Source organism: Kerstersia sp. (assembly GCF_052103615.1).
GTDB lineage: Bacteria > Pseudomonadota > Gammaproteobacteria > Burkholderiales > Burkholderiaceae_B > Kerstersia.
Window position 1 is genome coordinate 1 of the sequence record NZ_JBQEKA010000031.1, and the last position, 23,650, is coordinate 23,650.

18 protein-coding genes and 1 pseudogene are annotated in these 23,650 nt (G+C 61.2%); 9 read left to right on the top strand and 10 right to left on the bottom strand.

The window, feature by feature from the left end:
* Positions 1–574: 574 nt before the first annotated feature.
* The 5 genes and pseudogenes from purF to ACTJGZ_RS08680 form a co-directional block, all read right to left on the bottom strand.
* Positions 575–2,092 carry an amidophosphoribosyltransferase gene (purF, locus tag ACTJGZ_RS08660; protein WP_441662534.1) on the bottom strand — a complete coding sequence of 506 codons (1,518 nt, stop codon included), beginning with the start codon at positions 2,090–2,092 and terminating at the stop codon, positions 575–577.
* 273 nt (positions 2,093–2,365) lie between these two features.
* Positions 2,366–2,848, bottom strand: a pseudogene (locus ACTJGZ_RS08665) (CvpA family protein); the annotation flags it as partial.
* Positions 2,849–3,044: 196 nt separating this feature from the next.
* Complete coding sequence (locus ACTJGZ_RS08670; RefSeq protein ID WP_441662535.1) at positions 3,045–3,893, bottom strand: SPOR domain-containing protein; 849 nt, start codon at positions 3,891–3,893, stop codon at positions 3,045–3,047.
* Between the two features lie 86 nt (positions 3,894–3,979).
* The gene (gene folC, locus ACTJGZ_RS08675; protein ID WP_441662536.1) at positions 3,980–5,293 is read right to left on the bottom strand and encodes a bifunctional tetrahydrofolate synthase/dihydrofolate synthase; all 1,314 of its coding nucleotides are present in this window, start codon (positions 5,291–5,293) and stop codon (positions 3,980–3,982) included.
* A gap of 174 nt (positions 5,294–5,467) precedes the next feature.
* Entirely contained in the window at positions 5,468–6,388 is a 921-nt protein-coding gene (locus tag ACTJGZ_RS08680; protein ID WP_441662537.1) for a LysR substrate-binding domain-containing protein, read from the bottom strand.
* Positions 6,389–6,513: 125 nt separating this feature from the next.
* Here ACTJGZ_RS08680 and ACTJGZ_RS08685 point away from each other — a divergent pair, with 125 nt between their 5' ends.
* The 3 genes from ACTJGZ_RS08685 (at position 6,514) to ACTJGZ_RS08695 (ending at position 8,798) form a co-directional block, all read left to right on the top strand.
* Positions 6,514–7,137 (top strand): glutathione S-transferase family protein, encoded by a 624-nt coding sequence (locus ACTJGZ_RS08685; RefSeq protein WP_441662538.1) that lies wholly within the window; start codon positions 6,514–6,516, stop codon positions 7,135–7,137.
* 130 nt (positions 7,138–7,267) lie between these two features.
* Positions 7,268–8,227, top strand: coding sequence for an LLM class oxidoreductase (locus tag ACTJGZ_RS08690; protein WP_441662539.1), 960 nt, complete (start codon positions 7,268–7,270; stop codon positions 8,225–8,227).
* A gap of 58 nt (positions 8,228–8,285) precedes the next feature.
* Positions 8,286–8,798: a GNAT family N-acetyltransferase gene (locus tag ACTJGZ_RS08695; RefSeq protein ID WP_441662540.1), complete on the top strand. Its 513-nt coding sequence runs from the start codon at positions 8,286–8,288 to the stop codon at positions 8,796–8,798.
* A 103-nt stretch (positions 8,799–8,901) separates the two neighbouring features.
* On the opposite strand, the gene ACTJGZ_RS08700 is transcribed toward ACTJGZ_RS08695, so the two are convergent.
* Positions 8,902–9,384 (bottom strand): winged helix-turn-helix transcriptional regulator, encoded by a 483-nt coding sequence (locus ACTJGZ_RS08700; RefSeq protein ID WP_441662541.1) that lies wholly within the window; start codon positions 9,382–9,384, stop codon positions 8,902–8,904.
* Between the two features lie 99 nt (positions 9,385–9,483).
* On the opposite strand from ACTJGZ_RS08700, the gene ACTJGZ_RS08705 reads away from it, so the two are divergent.
* The gene (locus tag ACTJGZ_RS08705) at positions 9,484–10,359 is read left to right on the top strand and encodes an NmrA/HSCARG family protein (protein WP_441662542.1); all 876 of its coding nucleotides are present in this window, start codon (positions 9,484–9,486) and stop codon (positions 10,357–10,359) included.
* Between the two features lie 111 nt (positions 10,360–10,470).
* Here ACTJGZ_RS08705 and lpdA read toward each other — a convergent pair whose 3' ends face one another.
* From lpdA to aceE, 3 genes are read right to left on the bottom strand one after another with little or no spacing between them, the layout of a single operon-like run.
* Complete coding sequence (gene lpdA, locus ACTJGZ_RS08710) at positions 10,471–12,258, bottom strand: dihydrolipoyl dehydrogenase (protein WP_441662543.1); 1,788 nt, start codon at positions 12,256–12,258, stop codon at positions 10,471–10,473.
* A 10-nt stretch (positions 12,259–12,268) separates the two neighbouring features.
* A complete protein-coding gene (gene aceF, locus ACTJGZ_RS08715) occupies positions 12,269–13,615 on the bottom strand; it encodes a dihydrolipoyllysine-residue acetyltransferase (protein ID WP_441662544.1) in 1,347 nt (448 codons plus the stop codon).
* Between the two features lie 14 nt (positions 13,616–13,629).
* Entirely contained in the window at positions 13,630–16,335 is a 2,706-nt protein-coding gene (gene aceE, locus ACTJGZ_RS08720; protein ID WP_441662545.1) for a pyruvate dehydrogenase (acetyl-transferring), homodimeric type, read from the bottom strand.
* 561 nt (positions 16,336–16,896) lie between these two features.
* On the opposite strand from aceE, the gene ACTJGZ_RS08725 reads away from it, so the two are divergent.
* From ACTJGZ_RS08725 to ACTJGZ_RS08740, 4 genes are read left to right on the top strand one after another with little or no spacing between them, the layout of a single operon-like run.
* Complete coding sequence (locus tag ACTJGZ_RS08725) at positions 16,897–18,651, top strand: PAS domain-containing sensor histidine kinase (RefSeq protein WP_441662546.1); 1,755 nt, start codon at positions 16,897–16,899, stop codon at positions 18,649–18,651.
* Positions 18,648–19,262, top strand: a complete 615-nt coding sequence (locus ACTJGZ_RS08730; RefSeq protein ID WP_441662547.1) for a response regulator transcription factor — start codon at positions 18,648–18,650, stop codon at positions 19,260–19,262. Before ACTJGZ_RS08725 ends, ACTJGZ_RS08730 begins: the two co-directional genes overlap by 4 nt.
* Positions 19,263–19,274: 12 nt before the next feature.
* On the top strand, positions 19,275–20,141 hold the full coding sequence (folD, locus tag ACTJGZ_RS08735) for a bifunctional methylenetetrahydrofolate dehydrogenase/methenyltetrahydrofolate cyclohydrolase FolD (RefSeq protein ID WP_441662548.1): 867 nt from the start codon (positions 19,275–19,277) through the stop codon (positions 20,139–20,141).
* On the top strand, positions 20,138–22,207 hold the full coding sequence (locus ACTJGZ_RS08740) for a M3 family metallopeptidase (protein WP_441662549.1): 2,070 nt from the start codon (positions 20,138–20,140) through the stop codon (positions 22,205–22,207). The genes folD and ACTJGZ_RS08740 overlap by 4 nt, the downstream gene beginning before the upstream one ends.
* Before the next feature lie 75 nt (positions 22,208–22,282).
* On the opposite strand, the gene ACTJGZ_RS08745 is transcribed toward ACTJGZ_RS08740, so the two are convergent.
* Positions 22,283–22,918: a DUF2239 family protein gene (locus ACTJGZ_RS08745; RefSeq protein WP_441662550.1), complete on the bottom strand. Its 636-nt coding sequence runs from the start codon at positions 22,916–22,918 to the stop codon at positions 22,283–22,285.
* Positions 22,919–23,292: 374 nt separating this feature from the next.
* Between ACTJGZ_RS08745 and ACTJGZ_RS08750 the strand changes: the two genes are divergently transcribed.
* Positions 23,293–23,541, top strand: coding sequence for a GlsB/YeaQ/YmgE family stress response membrane protein (locus tag ACTJGZ_RS08750; protein ID WP_068372157.1), 249 nt, complete (start codon positions 23,293–23,295; stop codon positions 23,539–23,541).
* Positions 23,542–23,650: the final 109 nt, after the last annotated feature.

Consider the following 23,650-nt stretch of genomic DNA (forward strand, 5'->3'; position numbering starts at 1 on the left):
AGCATGTATGTGTTCTCGAAAGATCGGTTTCAGAAAGCCGCCAGGATCAAGCCGCAAGCATCCGGCGTTCCAAGCAGCCATGCATGATGATAGAGGATGCGCGGGGACGAAACCAAATTTGCTGAGCAACAAGCCAGCCCATGGGCGCGGATGCGAACCAGGTGCCCGGCATGGTCACAGTCACAGCGAACTCGGCTGCGGGCGATTAACGCCAGATACCGGATGGGGATGCGAAATCCGAGGGCTGAACCAGCATCTGGGGCATCTTCTTCCATCCCATACAAATGACGCATAATGTATATTATGTAAAGTACGATTTAGGGAGCAATATGAAAGAATAAAACCTGTGCTCATGTCTGCTGTTTATCAACACGGCACCTCCCTGCTTTCCACTTTTCGCTTCCGGCTTCCGGGCGTATGCATGACAGCGCCGCAGCCGACGATGTGCCGTGCTTGGCCATGGGTTGGATCTGCCCAACCGCTGCGGCAAAAAAATACCTGGGCGCTTGCCCAGGTATTTTGTCTGCGTCTGCGCTCACGTTAGCATGGCAGCGTCAGCGCATACGCATTGCCTTCAGTCTTCCGCGCCGCTATCGCCATCACTGCCGCCGGAAGGCAAACCGGCGCCTTCGGGCGCAGCTTCCCGGCCGGATGCCAGACGCTGCAAATAGGCAGTGTCAATATCACCGGTGACATACTTGCCGCTGAAGCAGGAATCCTCAAAGCACTGCAAGGCAGGATTGATTTGCGTGATCGAGTTCCGCAAAGCGTCCAGATCCTGGAACACCAGCGCATCCACACCAATCCGGCGCGCGATTTCTTCTTCATTGCGATTATGCGCAATCAGCTCGGTCTGCGTCGGCATATCAATCCCGTAAACGTTCGGGAAACGCACCGGCGGCGCTGCCGAGGCCATATAGACCTTGTTGGCCCCAGCGGCCCGCGCCATCTCAACGATTTCATGGCTGGTCGTGCCGCGCACGATGGAATCATCCACCAGCAGCACATTCTTGCCACGGAACTCCATTTCGATGGCATTGAGCTTCTGGCGCACCGATTTCTTCCGCACGGCCTGCCCCGGCATGATGAAGGTGCGGCCCACATAGCGGTTCTTGATCAAGCCTTCGCGATAGCTCAGCCCCAGGCGCGCCGCCAGCTGCATGGCCGCGGGGCGGGAGGAATCGGGAACTGGCATGACGACGTCGATATCCCCCAGGCGCAGCTGGCGGGCCACTTTGTCCGCCAGGCTTTCGCCCATGCGCAAACGGGCGTCATAGACGGAAACGCCGTCCATCATGGAATCCGGACGGGCAAAATAGACATATTCAAAGACACAGGGCGCGTGCACGGCCACACCGTCGAAGGCGTGTTCGGACAGATTGCCCTCCAGGTCTATGAAAACCGCTTCGCCCGGCTTGATGTCGCGCACCAGGGAAAAACCGCAGCCCACCAGGGCGACCGATTCGGAAGCGACCATCCATTCATCGCCCTTCCCTTCATCCCTATGCCCCAGGCACAGCGGCCGGATGCCATTCGGGTCGCGGAAAGCCAGCAATCCATAACCGGAAATCTGCGCGACGACGGCATAAGCGCCCTTCACGCGCTGGTGCATGGCATCAACGGCAGCAAAAATCGCCGCCGTGTCCAGCGACACGCCTTGCGCGGCTTGCTGCAACTCATGCGCCAGCACATTGAGCAGGACTTCCGAATCGGAATTGGTGTTGATGTGGCGGCGGTCGATGCTGAACAGGGATTCCCGCAGCTCGCGCCAATTGGTCAGGTTGCCATTGTGGGCAAAGGCAATGCCGAACGGCGCATTGACATAGAAAGGCTGCGCCTCTTCCACGCTCTCGCTGGAACCGGCAGTCGGATAGCGCACATGGCCCAGGCCGGCATAGCCTGGCAGCGAGCGCATGTTTCGCGTTCGGAACACATCCCGGACCAGGCCGTGCGCCTTGTGCATATTGAAGCGGCCTTCATGCACGGTCACGATACCGGCAGCATCCTGCCCACGATGCTGCAAAAGCAACAGACTGTCATAAATCAATTGATTGACCGGACTGCGTCCGACAACCCCGACGATTCCACACATGCTTGGTTCCTGTTGATTGAGCGGGAAGCCCCGCCAGACGGCCGGGGAATTTCCGCCACTACTGGGTGGAGCCTGAGGCCCCTAATTTAAAACCATACTGCCGGGCCTCATCCTGCTGTCTGCTGGAGAGGCTCACACTTGGGGCGAGGCTTACAAACCTGTTCCCTGGGCGGACCCTCCTTGCATATCCTGCACCTGAATGACTCTGCCTGATAAGGCATCCAGCGCGCCCGGACTGATCTCAGGGGCGCGCAGTGCCGGTTCCTTCCATTCTGGCAGCCAGTCCGGGCCATGAACGCCCAGCCAGGCAGTGATTTCCGTTACCGCATTCTGTGCCGTGCCTGCGAACATGGCATCCTTCCACCAGGCTTGCTCAGGCATGGGGGTATAGCTGGCCACCGCCGTGCCGACCAGCACCAGCACCACACCCCGCAATAAGCCAAATAAGCCGCCCAGGCCATGGTCTGCCGGGGTCAGGCCGGTGGTGCGCACTAGCGCGGCCAGTGTCATGTTCAGCAAACCGACCAGCAGCAGCGCGGCGATGAAGACGATGAGATAGCCCAGCACCATGCGCAACATGGGGGCTTCAATGTAGGGCAGCAGCCATTCATACATGAGCGGCCCCCACCACACGGCGGCCAGTGTGGCAGCCGCGAATGCAAGCAGGGACAAGACTTCTTTGAGCAAACCGCGGATCAGGCCCAGAATACAGGACGCGCCCAGGACAACCAGAACCACAATGTCATAGGCGGTCATGCGTAGCCTCCGGCAGCCTGTGCTGCCATCTGCGCATCCGCCGCCTGCCGGCCTGCCCTGTCATTGCGTGCGCCCTGCTCCAGGTTGACCGGGAACCTGCTGCTGCCGGAACATCCAGCCGAAGCAACATTCGCCGTGCCTAGGAGCAGAAGCGCAGAAATCATTGCAATATCTTGTCTCTGGTAAGCGGCAGTTCTTATTGCGGAGCGATGAAACCGTTGTCATACCCCAGGGTACGCAAACGGGCTTGCGCGGCTTGTGCCGCATCACGCGAAGGGAATGGCCCAACGCGCAGGCGGAATTGGCGTTTGCCGCCAGCAGTCACCGGCTCGACATAGGCATTGGTGATCCCCGCGGCGTGCAGATCATTGCGGCGCGAAGCGGCGGAGGCTTCCGTGGTATAGGCGGCCACCTGCAGCACAAAACGCCCTTGCTGCTGGGCCGCCGGCGCAGGTTCCGGCCGCGCTTGCGGACGATTGGATTGCACGTTGCGGCCTTCCAGCAAAGCCAGCGCCATGGCGCCATCGTCCGTGCGCTGGGAGTCGCGGCTGGGCTGCGGTGCCGGTGCGGGAGCTGGCGCAGGCGTGCGCGCAGGCGCCCGCGTGTCGGCAGGCGGCGTGACAGGTTTCGGGGGTTCAGCCGCGGGCGCCGGTGCGGGCGGCGGCGTAACGCGCGGAGGCTGCGCCACTGGCGGCAGGTTCAGGGGCGCTTCCGGCGCAGCAGGCGGCGCCGTTTCGGTGTTTTCCGGCGTGCCGGGCTGCGTCAGGGTATCCGACGCATCGGCCACCACGGCTGGCGTGATGGGCCGCGCAATCAGTTCAGGAATCGACACGGCCACATCGGTTGCCACCGGCACTGGCTCTGAATCCAGCACCATAGGCAGAACCACCACAGCGGCCAGCACCATGGCCAGCGCGCCGGCCAGCCGCCTGCGCGCCTTCACGCGTAGCGCCCTGGCCTGGGATTCGCTGGATGCGCCTGTCCGCTGCCGCCGTTCAGAAGAAGCTGCCTGGCCGTCTTTGTTCTGGCGAGAAAACAAACCCATGAAATGCGCCCGTCGTAACCATCGTAAATGAAATCGGATAACCTGCACCGGCAGTGCCGCAACCGGCCGCTAGCAAGCGGCGTAGGTTACACGCCAGCCGTGCGGCCCAATGCTTCCAGCGCGCCCGCAACAGTCAGGAACGATCCGAACACGACGATTCTATCATTGTCCTGCGCTGCCTCGCGAGCGGCGGCGAAGGCGGCGCGCACATCTGCGTACTCATGCACCGCTGGCTCCCCTTCTTTGCCGGTTTGAATTTCCAGCGTCTGCCGCACCTTAGCGGCCAATTCCGTGCTGCTGGTGCCGCGCGGCCCTTCCAGCGTCGCGCAATACCAGCCGTCTATGCGCCGGCCCAATGTCCGGATGACGGCTTCGCAATCCTTGTCGGACAGCATGCCCAGCACAGCATAGGTGTACGGGTGATACCCCATGTTGTCGAGGTTCTGCGCCAGCACGGCCGCCGCATGGGGATTATGCGCGACATCCAGAATCGTGGCCGGCTGGCCGGGCAGAATCTGGAAGCGTCCTGGCAACGATGCCTGGGACAAGCCCATGCGCACCGCTTGTTGCGGCACCGGCAGACGTTCATGCACGGTCTCCAGCGCAGCCAGGGCAGCCGATGCGTTCAACAGCTGATTGGCGCCGCGCAAGGCAGGATAGGCCAAGGCTCGGCGCCGCTGCTCACGGCCGCCATAGCCCCATTGCTGGCGGTCGCCGGAATAATTGAAATCACGCCCGAACTGCCAGAGATCGGCGCCGATTTCTTCCGCATAGCGCGCCACGCTCTCCGGGGGCATCGGGTCGCTGCAGATGGCAGGCTTGCCCTGGCGGAAAATGTGCGCCTTTTCCCAGCCTATGGCTTCGCGTGTATCGCCCAGCCATTCGGTATGGTCGATATCCACGCTGGTCACGATGGCGCAATCCGTATCCAGAATGTTGACAGCGTCCAACCGTCCGCCCAGGCCGACCTCAAGCACGACGGCATCCAGGCGGGAAGCGGCAAACAGGCTGAGAATGGCCAGCGTCGTGAACTCGAAATAAGTTAATGACACCTCGCCTCGCGCCATTTCAACCTTGCGGAAATGTTCGATCAGTTGCGTATCTGTCGCATATTCCCCATTGACCCGCGCGCGTTCGTTGAACACCATCAGGTGGGGCGAGGTATAGAGCCCGACGCGGTAGCCCGCTGCCTGCAAAATGGCTTCCAGCATGGTGCAGGTGGAGCCTTTGCCATTGGTGCCCGCTACCGTGAAAATGACCGCATCAAAATTCAGATCCAGGCGCCCTGCTACTTCCTTGACTCGTTCCAGGCCCATATCAATGGATTTGGCATGGATGGATTCAAGGTATGACAGCCACTGCGTCAAAGTGGCTTGTGCATCATCAAGTATGGAAGGCATGTCAGGAAACGGCGCGGCACACGCGCAAAAAAGAAACACAACAGGCGCGGCGCTATCCAGCACAACCGCGGCACCCAATCCTCTATTCTATCCCTCTTCGCGCATTCACCGCAGCAAGCAGACATGGCTGCGCGCATCCTTGCCTGCGTCCCGGCGCGCCGCTGAAAGCAGCACTTAGCTTTCCTGTTGCGCCACTTCCTGTTGCGCCACTTCCTGCTGTGCTTCTGCCTGAATCCAGGCGGCGAATGCCTGGACTTCCGGGCGCTGCATGGCGTCTGGCAACATGACCAGGTAATAGGCAAAACGCGCTGGCCAGGGTTTGTCCAGCACTTGCGCCAGGCGGCCAGCAGCAATTTCCTCGCGGGCATAGGCCTGTGGCACCAGGGCCAGCCCCTGCCCTGAGGCGGCCGCGCGGATCAGCAAGTAGTCATCCTCGAATGCCGTGCCCCGCCCTGCCCTGGGGTCATGGGCCACGCCATGCGCGGCAAACCACAAAGACCAGTCCGCCTTGTCGGCATCATGCAGCAAGGGGTAGTCCAGGCAATCTTCGGGTTCTTGCAAGGCGACACCGTCCGCCAGCAAGCCCGGGCTGGCGACAGGCACCAGCACCGGCGCCATTAAGCGGGTGACTTGCAAGCCGGGGTAATGGCCCAGCCCGTGGCGCAAGGCCACATCCACCCGGTCACGGCGCATGTCCGACAAGGCGGAAGTGGCCTCGACACGCACTTCGATCTGCGGATGCAACTGTTTAAAGCGGCCCAAGCGCGGCACCAGCCAGGAAGCGGCGAAGGTGGCAACCGTGCTGATGGTCAGGGTTTGATGCCCCTTGAGCGCTTCCAGCGTGCCGAGGGCCTTGTCGATCTGCGCAAACGCGTCCAGCAAAGCAGGATGGGCGGCAAGGCCCGCCGCGTTCAGCCGCAGGCCTTGCCGCTCCCGCGTGAACAGCGCCATGCCCAGCCTATCTTCCAGCAGGCGGATTTGCTGGCTGACTGCGCCAGACGTGACGTGCAAGGCTTCAGCCGCCGCCTTGATACTGCCGCGCTGGCCCACCTCGACAAAAGCGCGCAGTGCCTGCAATGGAATGGCATGCATCATTGATTTAGCTTTTCTAAACCCTGAGATGAAAAACAATCGCTTCTGAATTGAGCGGCGCCCATTCATGATGACGGCAGTTTAGTTGCAAAAATCGAGTTTAGTAAAACTATATTTTTAACATCAAGATGATAGACCTCTACACTGACAGCTCGCCCAATGGTTTCAAAGCGACCATCGCTCTGGAAGAACTCATGCTGGCCTACCGCCTGCATCACGTCCGCATCGATGCCGGAGAGCACAGGCAGGCCGCGTTTCTGGCCTTGAATCCGCACGGCCGCATTCCGGTGCTGTGCGATAGTGATACCGGTGTTGTCCTGTTCGAATCGGCTGCCATCCTGCTTTACCTGGCGGAAAAAACAGGCAAATTGCTGCCGTCAGAGCCAGTTGCCCGCTGGGAGGCGATCAAATGGCTGCAATTTCATGCCTCCAGCGTGGGCCCCATCATTGGGCAACGCGTTCATTTCGAACTGTCCGCCACCGAGAAAATCCCCTCGGCCATTGCGCATTTCCGCCGTTTGACGGAAAACGCGTTCACCGTGCTGGATCAGAGGCTGGCTCAGCATCCTTACCTGGCTGGCGAGGCGTATTCCATCGCCGATATCGCCCACTTCGGCTGGACTCACATCGCCCGCATTATCGGTTTCGATTTCAGTGCGCACCCGCATATGAGTGCCTGGCATGAACGCGTGGCGCAGCGGCCCGCCGTCCGCAAAGCCATCACGCTCCCCGCCCCGGCAACGGGCGCATGAGGCGGGCTGGCGCATGAATTCCAACACCAAGACTACCAACATGACCGTTTCCAGCCCGCAGGCTGCATACCACTGCGGCGCGCCATCTGGAGAGTTAGAGGCGTTTCATTCCCACCCGGGCTATCGGCGCATGTTCGCGCCTGGCTGCCTGACGCTTGGCATCTTCCTGCCGCTGCGCTGCTACGCGGGCGATATGGCTGTTCTGCAAGGACAGGCGGATCTGGTGGAAGCCATAGACCGTCTCGGTTTTGCCGCCGTATGGGTGCGCGATATTCCCTTGTTCGACCCCTTGTTTGGCGATGCAGGCCAGGTCTTTGATCCGTTTACCTATCTGGCTTTCCTGGCCGCGCGCACGAAGCGCGTGGCGCTGGCAACCGGAAGCATGGTGTTTCCGTTGCGGCACCCTATCGATTTGGCCAAGGCATCCGCGACCATAGACCAACTGTCGGGCGGCCGCCTGGTGCTGGGCATTGCCTCTGGCGACCGTCCGATTGAGTTTCCGGCTTACGGCAAGGCGCATGAAAAGCGCGGTGAATCTTTCGCGCAGACGGTGCACGACTTTCGCCAGCTCATGCAAACCGGCAGACTGTCGATGGACTCCCCCCTGGGGAGTTTTCAGCAGGCAGAACTCCTGCCCAAGCCCGCCGCCGGGGCTGTGCCCTTGATCGTCACCGGCGCATCGGGGCAATCGCTGGCTTGGATTGCCGAGCATGCCGATGGCTGGCTCACCTATCCTGGCATGACCCATCTGCCCTCGGGGCCGCGGCAATTGGCTCAAAAAATACTTGCCTGGCGGCGCCTGCTGCCTGATGCGGTTTTTCGGCCGCACATGACGAACGAATGGCTGGATCTGGTGGAAGATCCGCATTATCCGCGCACACCGCTGCAAGGCGGATATGTGTTGCGTACCGGGCGCCATGGGCTTATCGCCCTGCTTGAGGAATGGCAAGCAGCAGGCGTCAATCATGCCGCGCTAGGCATACAATTCTCGCGACGGCCTGCTGCTGAGCTCGTGCAGGAGCTGGCAGAAGAGGTCTTGCCGCACTTTCCTGCTCACCACGCAACGCCAGCGTTCACAACGGCCTGGTAAGGTGGCAAAAAAACAAATCCAATCTCAGGAAAAAACAAACGAAATGACGGCAAAATCCATGAAAACCTCAAGCATCCGCCTCCAGGACAGCGGCCTCACCCTCAGGCACCTTGTGCCTGGCGATCATGCCGCCTGGGCGCAGCTTTATCGGCAGTATGCCGAGTTCTATCATGTCCCGATGACCGACGCCGTGCTGGCGCGCACCTGGTCGTGGCTGATGAGCGCAGAGCACGCTGAAGAAGGAGTTGTGGCCGAACTGGCGGATAGCCGCCTGGCGGGACTGGCGCACTTCCGCTCTTATCCCAAACCCTTGCTTGGGCAGGATGCCGGTTTTCTGGATGATCTTTTTGTCTCGCCGGCGCATCGCGGGCAAGGCATTGGCCGCAGCCTGATACAGGCAGTTGCCGCTATCGCGAGCGAACGGGGCTGGCCCCAGCTGCGTTGGATTACGGCCAAGAACAACCAGCAGGCAAGGCAACTGTACGACACCGTGTCGCAAGCGACCTCATGGGTGACCTATGAGCTCAAGCCGGGTGCACACCAAGACCTGCCCGGCAAGCCGCTTGCGTAACATGGCAGGCAGCACCCTGACCTGGGCTTTAGGGCTTTAGGGCTTAGGGCTTCCCCCTCCTTGCCCCTGCTGACAGTCTGAGCAGCCTGCCAGAGCGCCAGTTTCAGCACGGCTTGGCGTCGTCATAGCGTTGCCGATGCGCCTCTACCTGCGGCAGGTTTTCTGCCAGCCATCGGTGGATGCCTTGCAGCGCGGGCAGCAGGCTTTGCCCCAGCACTGTGAGTTGATATTCCACCCGCGGCGGCACCTCAGGAAAATAATCGCGCTCGATGAGGCCATCCCGCTCCAGGTTTCTAAGGGTCAGCGTCAGCATGCGCTGCGTAATGCCGCGCACCTCGCGCTTGATTTCGGAAAAGCGCAGCCGGTGGTCCTCCGCCATGGCCAGGCGCCAGATGACCTGCACTGTCCATTTATCGCCTAGCCTGGCGCAAATTCCGTTCAAGGGCATAGGCTGGAAAGAGGCCTGGCTTTCCGCCCTCTCGCTTTCCTGCATGCCGTTTTCCTGAATACTGCTCTCCTGAACGCCGCTTTCCTGAACACCGCTCTCTCGGGAGCGCTTGAAATCGTCCGTCACTGCTGGGTCCATAAGTATCATTTTTGTGCCCGAGGTTCAAAAAAGTGCCGTCTTCCGCCGCGCGGCCAAAGAGGAAAGAATACGGCATTCTGATTTTTTGCGAGCCGAATCATGCATAACACCCAAGCCCCTATCCTGGTTTTTGGCGCCACAGGCCGGCAAGGCGGCGCCGTGGCCCAGGCGCTCCTGCAGCGCGGCCAACCCGTGCGCGCGTTTGTCAGAAACCCGGCTGATCCCGCCGCCATTGCGCTTCAGCAGGCCGGCGCCGACATTGTGGCTGGCTCCCTGGACGATACCAGCGCCATCGTCGCCGCCATGAAGCATGCGCATGGGGTCTTCAGTGTGATGCCCGCTACCCTGCCGGCCGAAGACGAGGTCCGCTATGGCACACGCATCGCGGATTTGGCCGCAGAGAACCGCGTCCATCATTTCATCTATTCCTCGGGCGCAAGCGCCAGCGACACTCTGACAGGCATTCCGCGCTTTGACGCCAAGCCCCGTATAGAGGCACACATCCGCGCGCTTGCACTGCCGGCAAGCATCATCCGTCCCATGATTTTCATGGAAATGCTGCTGCAAACCGGCCTGCGCGCCGATGAAGGGCAACTGCTATCGCTGATTCATCCCCATCAGTCCATCCAGCTCACCGCAGTGCAGGACATCGGAAAAATTGTCGCCGCCCTGTTCGCAGACCCAGCCAGGTTTGCAGGCCTGACATTAAAGATCGCCAGCGACAAAGTGGCGGGGCATGAACTCGAAACTGCATTCTCTGACGCTCTGGCCCGGCCCATCACCTATCACCGTTTCCCGGATGAGATGCTGGCAGCCAATGCCGATCTCGCGCATATGGCATCAAGCCTGAAAAATGGCCCGCTCGCAGAGCAGGTGGATTTCGCGTTGATGCGCGAACTTAACCCTGAACTGCTGTCCTTGCGCGCCTGGCTGGCGGGCGCGGGACGCGCAGCGCTCAGGCCCGCCAGGCCGTAGCCCCGCCATTTTCCGGGCTGCCGGTCGTGAAATGAAAAATGCCTCCCGTCAGGGAGGCATTTCATACGGATACCGGCGGCTGGCCGGCATCCTGCTGCGAACCGTGCAGATTTATTTGCGGCGCACTGGCGGCAAGTCGGTGCAATGGCCCTCAGCCGCTTCAGCTGCCATGCCCACCGATTCACCCAGGGTCGGGTGCGGGTGGATGGTCTTGCCGATATCGACGCTGTCAGCGCCCATTTCCACGGCCAGCGCCACTTCGCTGATGAGGTCGCCCGCATGCGTGCCAACGATGCCGCCACCCAGCACCCGATGCGTTTCGGCATCGAAAATCAGCTTGGTGAAGCCTTCGTCACGGCCATTGGCAATGGCGCGGCCCGACGCTGCCCAGGGGAAGACACCCTTGGTGATCTTCACGCCCTGCTTCTTGGCATCATCTTCCGTCAGACCCACCCAGGCCACTTCAGGATCCGTGTAGGCGACCGAGGGAATGACACGCGGCTCGAAGGCAGCTTTTTCGCCAGCGATGACTTCCGCGGCAACATGCGCTTCATGCACGGCCTTGTGCGCCAGCATCGGTTGCCCGACGATGTCGCCAATGGCGAAGATGTGCGGCACGTTGGTGCGCATTTGTTCGTCAACGGCAATGAAGCCGCGTTCGTCAACACGCACACCCGCCTTGTCCGCATCAATCCGGCTGCCGTTGGGACGACGGCCCACGGCTTGCAGCACCAGGTCATAGCGTTGCGGTTCGGTCGGCGCGCCCTCGCCTTCAAAGCTGACATAAATGCCATCTTCACGGGCTTCGGCCCCTACCGTCTTGGTCTTGAGCCAGATATTGTCGAAACGCGCGGCATTATGCTTCTGCCAGACTTTGACCATATCCCGGTCAGCGCCTTGCATCAGGCCATCCTGCATTTCCACGACATCCAGGCGCGAGCCCAGCGCGGAATACACCGTACCCATTTCCAGGCCGATGATGCCGCCGCCGACAATCAGCATTTTCTTGGGCTGGCTGCGCAGTTCCAGCGCGCCGGTAGAATCGACGACGCGCGGGTCTTCCGGCATGAACGGCAGTTTCACCGATTGGCTGCCTGCTGCGATGATGGCATGCTTGAAGCGCACCACTTTTTCGCCGCCAGCAGCCAGTGCCACCTTGATGTGATGCGGGTCGGCAAATAGCCCGGTGCCCTGCACCACTTCCACCTTGCGCGCCTTGGCCATGCCAGCCAGGCCGCCGGTCAATTTGGCAATGACGCCTTCCTTGAAGCTGCGCAGCTTGTCCAGGTCGATAACCGGTTCGCCGAAGCTGATGCCGTGCTCGGCCTGCGCCCGTGCTTCATCAATGATGGAAGCGCTATGCAGCAGTGCCTTGGACGGAATGCAGCCCACGTTCAGACAAACGCCGCCCAGCGTGCTGTAGCGTTCGACCAGGGCAACCTTCAGCCCCAGGTCGGCAGCGCGGAAGGCGGCGGAGTAACCGCCAGGGCCAGCGCCCAGCACCACGACATCAACGTCGATATCGGCAGCGCCAGCAAAGCTGGCGGCTTGCGGCGCGGGTGCAGCGTCGGCCTTGGCCGCAGGCGCTTCCGCCTTGGCGGCGGGCGCAGGTGCAGGTGCGGCTTCAGCCTTCGCCGGAGCTTCGGCTTCGGCAGCAGCGCCAGCCTCAACTTCCAGGATTACCGAACCTTCCTTGACCTTGTCGCCAACATTGACCTTCACCGACTTCACCACGCCGCCCGCAGACGACGGGATTTCCATCGAGGCCTTGTCAGATTCCACCGTAATCAGGCTTTGCTCGGCTTCAACCGTATCGCCAACCGCAACCATCACCTCGATGACTTCGACACTTTCGAAATCACCAATATCCGGTACCTTGATCTCTACGAGTTTGCTCATATTTCAGTCCTCACAGAGCGATGCGGCGGAAATCGGCCAGCAGCGCGCCCAGGTACGCATTGAAGCGAGCGGCAGCCGCGCCGTCGATGACGCGGTGGTCATAGGACAGCGACAGCGGCAGGGTCAGACGCGGCACGAACTGCTTGCCATCCCAGACCGGCTTCTGATACGAACGGGAGGCGCCCAGAATGGCGACTTCGGGTGCATTGATAATAGGCGTGAAGTGCGTGCCGCCAATGCCGCCGAGCGACGAAATGGAGAAGCAGCCGCCCTGCATTTCCGACGGCGACAGCTTGCCATCGCGGGCCTTTTTGGCCAGATCCGACATTTCCTTGGCCAGCTCGACGATCCCTTTCTGGTCCGCGTCACGGATCACCGGCACCACCAGCCCGTTGGGCGTATCGGCGGCAAAGCCGATGTGGTAGTACTGCTTGAGCACCAGCGTATCGCCATCCAGCGAGGCATTGAACTCGGGGAATTTCTTCAGCGCGGCAACCACGGCCTTGATCAGGAAAGCCAGCATGGTGAACTTCACCCCTGCCTTTTCATATTCCTTGTTCAAGGTCACGCGCAGCGCTTCCAGTTCCGTGATGTCCGCTTCGTCATTATTGGTGACGTGCGGGATCATGACCCAGTTGCGATGCAGGTTGGCACCGGAAATTTTCTTGATGCGCGACAGCGGCTTGGCTTCGATAGGACCAAACTTGGTGAAGTCCACCTTCGGCCAGGGCAGCAGGCCCAGCGCGGCGCCATCGGCGCTGCCGCTGGACGCGCCTTGCACTGCGCCGCCGGAAGCCAGCGCCTTTTTGACGTACTGGCGCACGTCATCGTGGGTCACGCGGTTTTTCGCGCCGCTGCCTTGCACCTTGAGCAGATCCACACCCAGTTCACGCGCAAATTTGCGTACCGAGGGCGAAGCGTGCGCCAGCTTGTTGCCGGACAGGTCGGCAGGCGCCAGCGCAGCGGTCGGCGTCGGCTTTTCAGCACTGGGGGCCGGTGCGGCGGCTTCAGCCTTGGCTGCAGGCGCAGGTGCGGCCTCGGCCTTGGCCGGAGCGGCTTCCGCCTTGGCAGCGGGCGCAGGCGCGGCTTCAGCCTTCGCCGGAGCTTCGGCAGCAGCGCCAGCCTCAACCTCCAGGATCACCGAGCCTTCCTTGACCTTGTCGCCAACATTAACCTTCACCGACTTCACCACGCCGCCCGCAGACGACGGGATTTCCATCGAGGCCTTGTCAGATTCCACCGTAATCAGGCTTTGCTCGGCTTCAACCGTATCGCCAACCGCAACCATCACCTCGATGACTTCGACACTTTCGAAATCACCAATATCCGGTACCTTGATCTCTACGAGTTTGCTCATATTCTTTGTCCCCTTTACGCGTACTGCGGGTTGGCCTTGTTCGGGTTAATGCCGTACTTCTTGATGGCTTCGGCCATCTTGGCGCGCGGCAGCTTGCCTTCGTCAGCCAGCGACTTGAGCGCGGCCAGGACGATGAAGTGGCGGTCAACTTCGAAGTGCTCACGCAGCTTGTAGCGGTAATCCGAACGGCCATAACCGTCGGTGCCCAGCACATGGTAGCGGCGGCCTTCCGGCATGAAGGGACGGATCTGGTCGGCGAACATCTTGATGTAGTCCGTCGAAGCCACGATCGGGCCTTCGCTTTGCTCCAGCACTTGGGTCACATAGGGCTTGGGCGCATCGGCTTCCGGGTGCAACAGCGCCTGACGCTCCGCATCCAGGCCATCGCGGCGCAGTTCGGTGAAGCTGGTCACGCTCCAGACGTCAGCGGCAACGCCCCAGTCTTCGCTCAGCAGCGTTTGCGCTGCCAGGGATTCACGCAAGATGGTGCCGGAACCCAGCAGTTGCACGCGCAACTTGCCTTCCCCGCCAGCCTTCAGCTTGTACATGCCGCGGATGATGCCTTCCTCGTCGCCTTCGTTCAGGCCAGGCTGGGCATAGTTCTCGTTCATCACCGTGATGTAGTAGAAGACGTTTTCCTGATCTTCCACCATGCGCTTCAGGCCGCGCTGGATGATGACGGCCAGTTCGTGGCCGAAGGTCGGGTCATAGGACACGCAGTTCGGAATCAATGCCGACTGGATGTGGCTATGGCCATCTTCGTGCTGCAGACCTTCGCCGTTCAGCGTGGTGCGGCCAGCCGTGCCGCCCAGCAAGAAGCCGCGCGCTTGCATATCGCCAGCGGCCCAGGCCAGATCGCCGATACGCTGGAAGCCGAACATCGAGTAATAGATATAGAACGGAATCATGACGCGGTTGTTCGTCGAGTACGACGTTGCCGCGGCAATCCAGGAGCTGAACGCGCCTGCTTCGTTGATGCCTTCCTGCAGCAGCTGGCCGTTGGCCGCTTCCTTGTAGTACATCACTTGGTCTTTATCGACCGGCACATACTTCTGGCCTTCCGGCGCATAAATACCGATCTGGCGGAACAGGCCTTCCATCCCGAAGGTGCGCGATTCGTCGGCCAGAATGGGCACGACGCGCGGCGCCAGGGTCTTGTCACGCAGGATCTGGTTCAGAATGCGGACGAAAGACTGGGTCGTGGAAATTTCACGGCCTTCCGCTGTCGGCTCCAGCACCGCCTTGAAGGTATCCAGCGCAGGCACGGTCAGGCGCTCATCGGAGGTACGGCGGCGCTTGGGCAGGTAACCGCCCAGGTCAGCACGGCGTTCCTGCAGGTACTTCATTTCGGCGGACTCGTCAGCCGGCTTGAAGTAAGGCAGTTCTTCCAGCTTGTCATCCGGCACGGGAATATTGAAGCGGTCACGGAATTCGCGGATGGCGTCCAGATCCAGCTTCTTCTTCTGGTGCGTCGGGTTCTTGGCCTGGCCGTCATGACCCAGGCCGTAGCCCTTGATGGTCTTGGCCAGAATCACCGTGGGCTGGCCATCATGCTCGGTGGCCGACTTGAAGGCAGCATACACCTTGTGCGGATCATGGCCGCCGCGATTCAGGCGCCAGACATCGTTGTCGCTCATGCGGGCGACCATTTCCAGCAGCTTGGGATGTTTGGCGAAGAAGTTGTCGCGCACGAACTTGCCGTCGTTGGCCTTGTACGCCTGGTACTCGCCGTCCACGGTGTCTTCCATGATCTTGCGCAGGATGCCTTCCTTGTCGCGCGCCAGAAGCGGATCCCAGTAACCGCCCCAGATCAGCTTGATGACGTTCCAGCCAGCGCCGCGGAAATCGCCTTCCAGTTCCTGGATGATCTTGCCGTTGCCGCGCACCGGGCCATCCAGGCGTTGCAGGTTGCAGTTGATGACGAAAATCAGGTTGTCGAGCTTTTCACGCGCGGCCAGGCTGATAGCGCCCTTGGATTCCGGCTCGTCCATTTCGCCGTCGCCGCAGAATACCCAGACCTTGCGCTTGCTGGTATCGGCAATGCCGCGGGCATGCAGGTACTTCAGGAAACGCGCCTGGTAAATCGCCATCAGCGGGCCCAGGCCCATGGACACCGTCGGGAATTGCCAGAATTCCGGCATCAGCTTCGGGTGCGGGTAGGACGACAGGCCCTTGCCGTCAACTTCCTGGCGGAAATTGTCCAGCTGCTCTTCGGTCAGGCGGCCTTCCAGGTAGGCGCGGGCATAGATGCCGGGCGAGGAGTGACCCTGGAAGTACACCAGGTCGCCGCCGTGGTCTTCGGTATCGCCATGCCAGAAGTGGTTCTGGCCGGTGCCTATCATGGTGGCCAGCGAGGCGAACGAGGCCAGGTGGCCGCCCAGGTCGCCGCCATCGGGCGGCGTGTTGCGGTTGGCGCGAACAACCATGGCCATGGCATTCCAGCGCACATAAGCGCGGATGCGGGCTTCCAGCTCCAGATTGCCGGGATGGCCGGGCTGCAGGGCTTCGGGAATGGTGTTGACGTACGCGGTATTGGGCGAGAAAGGAATGTGGGCGCCAGAGCGGCGCGCCTGGTCAATCAGGCGTTCAATCAGGAAGTGGGCGCGCTCCGGCCCCTCCTGTTCCAGTACCGCGGCCAGGGCATCCAGCCATTCCTGGGTTTCAAGGCTGTCGATGTCTTGCGCCGTCGAGCTTTGATCGACGTTCTCTTGTGCGGACATAAGGTGTCTCCTTATCTTGGATGGACGGGCGAAGCCGGAAGCAACCGGCTTGATCCAGATTTCTGCGCTGCTTTGCCCAGGCTCCCAGCCTTGGCTGGATGTCTCGGCCCCACTATCAGTCATGAATCACTCGGTGCCGCAGTATTGCTGCGGAACCGGTATCGCTTGCCTGCTGCCAGTATCAGGTATCCCTGTGCCGGTTGCAGCGTGCAGGCCTCGGCATGACTGCTGACGGGGCTTCCTTTTCGTAACCTAGCATAACGTTATCGCAAATACATTCTAGGAAAGACACTGTACCGGGGCAAGCGATTTTTCACGAAGCGAGATTATATTTCATAATATAAAAAATGGAACAGGTGTCCAGTCCACTCTTTTGATAGGGATCAAGGGATGGCTGAACCTGCGCGAAAGCCCTCTTTTCCCGGAATTTTCCGCCGTGCTGGCGCGTTTTTGGGCGCGGCAAACGGATCAGAGAGGCGCCAGCGACGTAATTCCTGCCACTTTCCATGCTTGGCCGCAGGCTCGTGTTCTAAAATGCCCGCGAATCGGAATAAATAGACAATGGCCAGTACGCCCAAACCCTCCATTACTACCCAGTTTCACAACCATGCACGCACCCGCCGGCGCGGCTGGTATTGGCTGACCCCCGTCCTGGTGCTGGGGCTTTACCTGTGCGTGATGGGCGCCTTCTTCTGGCTGCAGCATCTGCGCGACGACAGCGTGATGTTCGTCACCATCGACCAGGAGATTCGCCAGCAGCGGCTGCTGTGGGTGGTCATTGGCCTGTCTATCGTTATCGTCATCAGTCTGCTGGCACTTTGGCGCTATACCCGTTACCGCTGGAATGCCGAAGCCGCGCTGATTGCGGAAACCAGTTTCCGCCGGGCCATGGAAAACTCCATGTCCACCGGCATGCGCGTGATCGACATGGATGGCCGTATCGCCTACGTCAATCCGGCCTTCTGCAGAATGATAGGCTGGAATGAAGCCGACCTGGTCGGCCGCCGTCCGCCCTTCCCCTATTGGGTGCCGGGCCGCTTCGAGGCGCACCAGCACACCATGGACCTGGTGCTGTCGGGCAATACGCCCAGCAGCGGCCTGGAAGTCGAGGCCCAGCGCCGCGATGGTTCCCGCTTTACCGCGCGCATGTATGTTTCGCCCCTGCTGGACCCGGACAGCAAGCAGATCGGCTGGATGACCTCCATGACGGACATCACTGAGCCCAAGCGCATCCGCGAAGCCCTGACAGCGGCGCACGAACGTTTCATGACGGTGCTCGAAGGGCTGGATGACGCCATTTCCGTCACGTCCGACAAACAGGAAGGCATGGAGCTGCTGTTTGCCAACCGGACCTACCGCCGGGTGTTCGGCGCCCATGCCAACGGCCACGAAGAATTGCTGGGCGGCCGCCGAGGCCGCTACACCGATGAATCCATAGAGATTTTCTCTCAATCGGCGCAGCGCTGGTTTGAAGTCCGCCACCGCATTCTGGCCTGGACCGACGGCCGCAAGGTCCGCTTGCAAGTGGCCCGCGACATTACCGAGCGGCGCGACCACGAAGAAGCCTCGCGCGTGCAGCGTGAGAAAATCCAGCTCACCAGCCGCCTGACCACCATGGGGGAAATGGCCTCTTCGCTGGCGCATGAATTGAATCAGCCGCTCACGGCCATCACCAACTATAGTATGGGGGCAGTCGCCATGGTGCGCGCTGGCCGCACCGATCCCGACTCCCTGCTGCCTGCGCTGGAGAAGGCCGCCATGCAGGCCGAGCGTGCCGGCAAAATCATCAGCCGCATCCGCGAATTCGTGAAGCGCAGCGAGCCGCGCCGCCAGAGCGTTTCCATGCTGGGGATTCTCGAAAATGCCGTGGCCTTTGCCGAGATCGACGCCCGCAAGCGCCGGATCAGCATCGTCCAGGATATTGAACGGGACTTGCCCAATGTGCTGGCCGACCCCATCTTGATTGAACAGGTTCTGCTCAATCTCTTGAAGAATGGCCTGGAAGCCATGGAAAACAGCGATATCGACATCCTGCGTGTGGAGCTGCGCAGGGAGGGTTCGCTGGTGGGCGTATCGGTCATCGACGCAGGCCACGGCCTGGCCGACCCGCAGCGCCTGTTTGAACCGTTTTTCAGCACCAAGTCCGAAGGTTTGGGCATGGGGCTTAACATCTGTCGCACAATAATAGAGTCTCACCACGGCAGGCTTTGGGCTCAGTCCAATCCTACCGGAGGTACCATATTCAGGTTCACCCTGCCCTGTGCCGCGCCGGAAACGGCCAAGCCAGAGGCTCAGTCCGAGGAGAAGCACGCATGAGCACCCCCCAATCCGCCGGCATGGTTTATATCGTTGATGACGACGAAGCGGTACGCGATTCGTTGCGCTGGCTGCTGGAGGCCAATGGCTACCGTGTGACAGCCTTCGATAACGCCGAAGTCTTTCTGTCGCAGTACGACCCGGGGCAGCTCGCCGTGCTAATCGCCGATGTGCGCATGCCGGGCATGAGCGGCCTGGAACTGCAGGAGCAGCTGCTGGCCCGCAAGGCCCCGATTCCCATCATCTTCATCACCGGCCACGGCGATGTCCCGATGGCAGTGGCCAGCATGAAAAAAGGCGCGGCTGATTTCCTCGAAAAACCCTTCAATGAATCCGACTTGCGCCAGATCGTGGGCCGCATGCTGGATCAGGCCGCTGAGCGCCATGACCAGGTGCAGACCCGGCGCAACCGTGAAGCCATGCTGGGCCGCCTGACGGCGCGCGAGCAGCAGGTGCTGGAACGCATTGTGGCCGGCCGCCTGAACAAACAGATTGCCGACGATCTGGGCATCAGCATCAAGACCGTCGAGGCGCACCGCGCCAACATCATGGAAAAACTTCAAGTAACCACTGTGGCCGACCTGATGAAGGTGGCCCTGAACAACAATTAACGGATAGTCCCAATGACCGCACGCATTATCAATGGCTCCGCCCTGGCTCAACAGATCCGGGAAGAAGCCGCCGTCCGCGCCGCCAGCCTGACCGCCGCCGGCATCAAGCCGGGCCTGGCCGTCGTCCTGGTCGGTGAGGATCCCGCTTCCCAGGTCTATGTCCGCAACAAAGTGGCAGCCTGCGAAAAAGCCGGTTTCCATTCGGTCATGGAGCGCTATCCGGCAGACCTGAGCCAAGCCGAACTGCTGGAGCGCGTGCGCGCACTGAACGCTGACCCCGCCATTCACGGCATCCTGGTGCAATTGCCGCTGCCCAAGCATATCGACGCGCATACTGTGATCGAAACCATTGCCCCTGAAAAGGATGTCGATGGCTTCCATATCGCCAATGCCGGCCTGCTGATGACCGGCAAGCCCCTGTTCCGCCCTTGCACGCCCTATGGCGTGATGAAGATGCTGGCCCATGAGCAAGTCGCGCTGCGCGGCGCCGAAGCCGTCATCGTCGGGGCCAGCAATATCGTTGGCAAGCCCATGGCCATGCTGCTGCTGGCCGAAGGCGCCACAGTCACGCTATGCAACTCCAAGACCCGTGATCTGGCGGCGCACACGCGCCGCGCCGATGTGCTGGTCGTGGCCACCGGCCGCCCCGGCATCGTGACTGGCGACATGGTCAAACCCGGCGCGGTCGTCATTGATGTCGGCATCAACCGCGGCGCCGATGGCAAGCTTTGCGGCGATGTCGATTTCGCCTCTGCCAGTGAAGTCGCTGGCGCCATCACACCGGTTCCTGGCGGAGTCGGCCCCATGACCATTGCCATGTTGCTGGTCAATACCATTGAAGCCGCAGAACGCCAGTTGCAGGAGCAGAAGCAGGCATGAACACGAATTCCGGGCTGGACAATAACCCCCTGATGGTGCCGGTGGCGGCGCATATTGACTATGCCGCCATCACGCCAGAACATATCGCGCCAGCGATCGACGCGCTGCTGGAACACGCCAGGCAGGCCGTCGAGGCTGCCGCTTCGCCCGCCCTGCCCGCCACCTGGGATGCGGTGGTGCTGCCGCTGGAGCTGGCCTCTGAACAGCTGTGGCGGGCATGGTCTGTCGTGGGCCACCTGAACTCGGTCGTTAACACGCCGGAATTGCGTGCTGCCTATAACGAGATGCTGCCCAAGGTCAGTGAGTTTTCGACCTGGGTGGGCCTGCATGAAGGCCTTTACAAACAGTATGTGCGCCTGCAGCAGACTGGCGGCTGGAGTGCGGCACGCCAGCGCGTCCTGGAACTGGCGCTGCGCGACTTCCGCCTGAGCGGCGTCGCGCTGGAAGGCGAAGCCCGCGAGCGCTACGCCCGCAATGCAGAGCAGCAGGCCCAGGTTTCGCAGAAGTTTTCCGAGAATGTGCTCGATGCCATCGACGCCTGGGCCTTGTTCGTTGAGGACGAAGCCCAGCTCGACGGCTTGCCTGATGATGTACGCCTGGCGGCCCGCAATGCGGCCCAGGAAGACGGCAAGGCTGGCTGGAAGCTCACGCTGAAAATGCCCTGCTATCTGCCCGTCATGCAATATGCGCGCGACCGCGCCCTGCGCGAAACGCTGTACCGCGGCTACGCCACCGTGGCTTCCGAAAATGGCGATGCGGCATTCGATAATGGCCCGCAGATCGAACAGCTCCTGGCTTTGCGAAGCGAGGAAGCCCAGCTGCTGGGCCATCCGGATTTTGCTGCCTTGCGCCTGGAAACCCGCATGGCTGATAGCGCTGAACAGGTCACGGCGTTTTTGCGCACGCTGGCCCAACGCGCGCGGCCCTATGCCGAAAGCGATTTGGCAGCCTTGCAGGCATTTGCCCGCGATGAACTGACGCTGGACCCCCTGGCGCCCTGGGATGTCCCGTTTGCGGCGGAACGCCTGCGCGAACAGCGCTACGCCTATTCCGACGATACCGTGAAGCGCTATTTCACGCTGCCGCGCGTCCTGGAAGGCCTCTTCGGCGTGGCCCGCTCGCTCTTTGGCGTGTTGCTGGAACCGGCCGACCTCGCCGGCTGGCACCCGGATGTCCGCAGCTATGCGGTGACACAGGCAGACGGTACTGTCCTGGGGCACCTGCATATGGACTTGTATGCCCGTGCCGGCAAACAAGGCGGCGCCTGGGTGGATGGCGAACGCAACCGCCGCCTGGCGGCCACAGGCGTGCAGACGCCGGTGGCCTATCTCATCTGCAACTTTGCCAGCCCCCAGGAAGGACGCCCCGCCCTGCTGACGCATGATGACGTCATCACGCTATTCCATGAAAGCGGCCATGCCTTGCATGCCCTGCTGTCGGAAGTGGATGAACCTGCGCTGTCGGCATTTTCGGCCGTGGAGTGGGATGCCATCGAACTGCCGTCCCAGTTCATGGAGAATTTCTGCTGGGAATGGGAAGTGGTGCAAACGCTGTCAGCCCACGTGGACACTGGCGAGGCCTTGCCACGCGAACTGTTCGACAAACTGCTGGCCGCGCGCAACTTCCAGGGCGGCATGCAAATGCTGCGCCAGATCGAATTTTCGCTGTTCGACATGCTGCTGCACCAGCAAGTGCGCCCCATGGCCATGGCGGATGTTCTCGCGGTCTTGCATGATGTGCGCAAGGAAGTGGCGGTCTTGTTCCCGCCTGCCTGGCACCGCTTCCCCAACAGCTTCTCGCACCTGTTCGCGGGGGGCTATGGCGCTGGCTATTACAGCTACAAATGGGCAGAGGTTCTGTCTGCCGATGCCTATGCGGCCTTCGAAGAAGCAGCGCAACAACATGGCGGCTCCACATTGGATGCTGCCACTGGCGCCCGCTTCCGCAAGGAAATACTCGCGGTAGGTGGCGAGCGCCCGGCAGCCGAATCCTTCCGCGCATTCCGTGAACGCGATGCCAGCATGGATGCGCTATTGCGTCACAGCGGGATGGCGGCCCAGGCGTGAGCCAGCGGTAGCCTGCCTAACAAGAAAGGCCTGCGGCAAATTGCCGCAGGCCTTTTTTCTTGTGCCGCCCTGTTTTCAGGCGGAGGTATCGCCAAATGCCAGGCGCAGCGCATAGGCGCGCACATCCTCAGGCCAGGCGGATATCTGCTCGGACATCTTCAGCGCATCACCGGCAAAAAGCGCCCGGGTTGCCTCTTCATAGCCGGGCAGATCGCCAGCCACGGCAGACATGAAGTGATAGGCCCGCTCCTGCGCCTGACGCCGCAGGTCTTTTGCCGCGCCTGTGCGGCGTGCGTCTTCGACCAATTTCCTGAGTGCGACCGAGGCTCCGCCAGGCTGCGTTGCCAGCCACTCCCAATGCCTGGGCAGCAAGGTCACTTCGCGGGCCACCACCCCGAGCTTAGGACGCCCGCGGCCGCGCTGTCCGGCACCGGCCGGTTCTGCCGCATCTGCTGCTTCATCCTGCGGCTCCGGCGCGGCGGCCTTGACGGTGATAGCAGCCGTCTCAAAGCGCGCCGCGACCTCCTGTTCCGTACCTTGAAGATTGACCTCTACCGTGCGGCCCGTCGCATCATCAAAGGTCAATAAGGCAGCAGGGTCTTGCGCCGCCCTGGCCCGCCAGGCAGCCAGGGCGTTCTCAGCCAGCGCCCCGGAAGCAAGGCGGCGGTGCCCTGCGAAAGTCGTGTATGTGTTTGCAAGTAACTTTGTCATTTTGAGACTCCTGTTTCATGACAGGATCAATTATTACCCGGGTAATAATACAAGTAAATAAAACCCGGGTAATAATATGGGAAGCACAATACACTGTCTCTTCCAGACGACGCCAAGATGCTGCTTTTTCCCAGGAGGAAACCGGCATATGGCCTGTCTCATGGCAAGCCGGGCATAGCGGCACAACCGCTAGCCAGATCCGCGGGCGGCTGGGCGGGCGCAGCAGAAAGCGCGCATACAAAGGTTCTCACACTCATTTACATGCCTGCTGGCGCAGCCGCCGCCTGGTCATAAAAGTCATTCCCGCATGCTGCTATCATCAGGTCAGGGTTGCCACCCTTGGCAAACCATCACGTACGAGACAGGAGAAATGCATGGATTTCATCATCATGATTGTGGTCGGTTTCATCGTGGGCCTGATTGCCCGCGCCATCATGCCCGGCAGGCAGGACATGGGCATTATCATGACCGCCATTCTCGGTATTGTCGGCTCTCTCGTCGGCGGGTTCCTGGGCCGCAGCCTGGGGCTGTATGCAGCTGGGCAGGCAGCAGGCTGGATTGCTTCCGTGATCGGCGCCATCATCGTGCTCTTCATCTACGGTCTGGTAACCAAAAACAAATAAAGCAGTTCATCTCTGCTCAGGTTGCCGGAGACCGTTCCGGCAGCCAAAAATCATCAAGGCCAGGGCGCTCACCACGCCCTGGCCTTGATCGTTATGCCTCCAGCCCAAG

Excerpts from the sequence above, each read along its gene's own strand:
- purF (WP_441662534.1), bottom strand. The coding sequence starts at position 2,092 with ATGTGTGGAATCGTCGGGGTTGTCGGACGCAGTCCGGTCAATCAATTG.
- ACTJGZ_RS08670 (WP_441662535.1), bottom strand. The coding sequence starts at position 3,893 with ATGGGTTTGTTTTCTCGCCAGAACAAAGACGGCCAGGCAGCTTCTTCT.
- folC (WP_441662536.1), bottom strand. The coding sequence starts at position 5,293 with ATGCCTTCCATACTTGATGATGCACAAGCCACTTTGACGCAGTGGCTG.
- ACTJGZ_RS08680 (WP_441662537.1), bottom strand. The coding sequence starts at position 6,388 with ATGATGCATGCCATTCCATTGCAGGCACTGCGCGCTTTTGTCGAGGTG.
- ACTJGZ_RS08685 (WP_441662538.1), top strand. The coding sequence starts at position 6,514 with ATGATAGACCTCTACACTGACAGCTCGCCCAATGGTTTCAAAGCGACC.
- ACTJGZ_RS08690 (WP_441662539.1), top strand. The coding sequence starts at position 7,268 with ATGTTCGCGCCTGGCTGCCTGACGCTTGGCATCTTCCTGCCGCTGCGC.
- ACTJGZ_RS08695 (WP_441662540.1), top strand. The coding sequence starts at position 8,286 with ATGAAAACCTCAAGCATCCGCCTCCAGGACAGCGGCCTCACCCTCAGG.
- ACTJGZ_RS08700 (WP_441662541.1), bottom strand. The coding sequence starts at position 9,384 with ATGGACCCAGCAGTGACGGACGATTTCAAGCGCTCCCGAGAGAGCGGT.
- ACTJGZ_RS08705 (WP_441662542.1), top strand. The coding sequence starts at position 9,484 with ATGCATAACACCCAAGCCCCTATCCTGGTTTTTGGCGCCACAGGCCGG.
- lpdA (WP_441662543.1), bottom strand. The coding sequence starts at position 12,258 with ATGAGCAAACTCGTAGAGATCAAGGTACCGGATATTGGTGATTTCGAA.
- aceF (WP_441662544.1), bottom strand. The coding sequence starts at position 13,615 with ATGAGCAAACTCGTAGAGATCAAGGTACCGGATATTGGTGATTTCGAA.
- aceE (WP_441662545.1), bottom strand. The coding sequence starts at position 16,335 with ATGTCCGCACAAGAGAACGTCGATCAAAGCTCGACGGCGCAAGACATC.
- ACTJGZ_RS08725 (WP_441662546.1), top strand. The coding sequence starts at position 16,897 with ATGGCCAGTACGCCCAAACCCTCCATTACTACCCAGTTTCACAACCAT.
- ACTJGZ_RS08730 (WP_441662547.1), top strand. The coding sequence starts at position 18,648 with ATGAGCACCCCCCAATCCGCCGGCATGGTTTATATCGTTGATGACGAC.
- folD (WP_441662548.1), top strand. The coding sequence starts at position 19,275 with ATGACCGCACGCATTATCAATGGCTCCGCCCTGGCTCAACAGATCCGG.
- ACTJGZ_RS08740 (WP_441662549.1), top strand. The coding sequence starts at position 20,138 with ATGAACACGAATTCCGGGCTGGACAATAACCCCCTGATGGTGCCGGTG.
- ACTJGZ_RS08745 (WP_441662550.1), bottom strand. The coding sequence starts at position 22,918 with ATGACAAAGTTACTTGCAAACACATACACGACTTTCGCAGGGCACCGC.
- ACTJGZ_RS08750 (WP_068372157.1), top strand. The coding sequence starts at position 23,293 with ATGGATTTCATCATCATGATTGTGGTCGGTTTCATCGTGGGCCTGATT.